Source organism: Arsukibacterium sp. MJ3, assembly GCF_000987765.1.
Classification (GTDB): domain Bacteria; phylum Pseudomonadota; class Gammaproteobacteria; order Enterobacterales; family Alteromonadaceae; genus Alishewanella.
Genome location: NZ_LAHP01000127.1, coordinates 1 through 578, shown reverse-complemented (window position 1 = coordinate 578; position 578 = coordinate 1). Strand labels below are relative to the sequence as shown.

Here is a 578-nt window from a genome sequence, read left to right as displayed (position 1 = left end):
CCAGGGCAAGATCACGAACACTTTTTAACCAACTCACTCAACAGTTGACCCAAACGCCAGCTTATGATCAGATACTGCCTTTTGCAAAAGGGCAATTGTGTGAACCTAAACGTATTTTCTGAACACTTTTCCAGCATCGAAGACTCTCGCCAATCCGCCAAAGTCACTTATCCGCTGTTTGATGTACTTTTTCTCACGCTTTGTGCCGTTATTGCTGGCTGTCAGGGCTGGGAAGATATCGAGGATTTCGGCGAGAATCGGCTCCCTTGGCTACAAAAGCTTGGATTTTTTGCTTTAGGTTTACCGGTCCACGATACCATTGCACGAATTATCGCGCGGATAGAGCCGACTCAACTGCAACGCTGCTTTGCCGATTGGATGCAGGCGGTGACTGTGCTGACCGATGGCGAAGTGGTGGCAATTGATGGTAAAACACTCTGCAGCTCGTACAACCGAAAAAGTCGCCGCTCGGCTATTCACATGGTGAGTGCTTTTGCCACAGCCAATGGCGTGGTGATGGGACAAGTGAAGACTGAAGAAAAATCGAATGAAATCACAGCGATACCAGAGCTTCTTGA

At 48.3% G+C, this 578-nt stretch carries 1 protein-coding gene; it reads left to right on the top strand.

The features are described 5' to 3' along the window. Positions 1-99: 99 nt before the first annotated feature. Positions 100-578, top strand: a 479-nt coding sequence (locus VT06_RS17115; protein ID WP_152659068.1) for an ISAs1 family transposase, incomplete at its 3' end; no start/stop codon positions are given.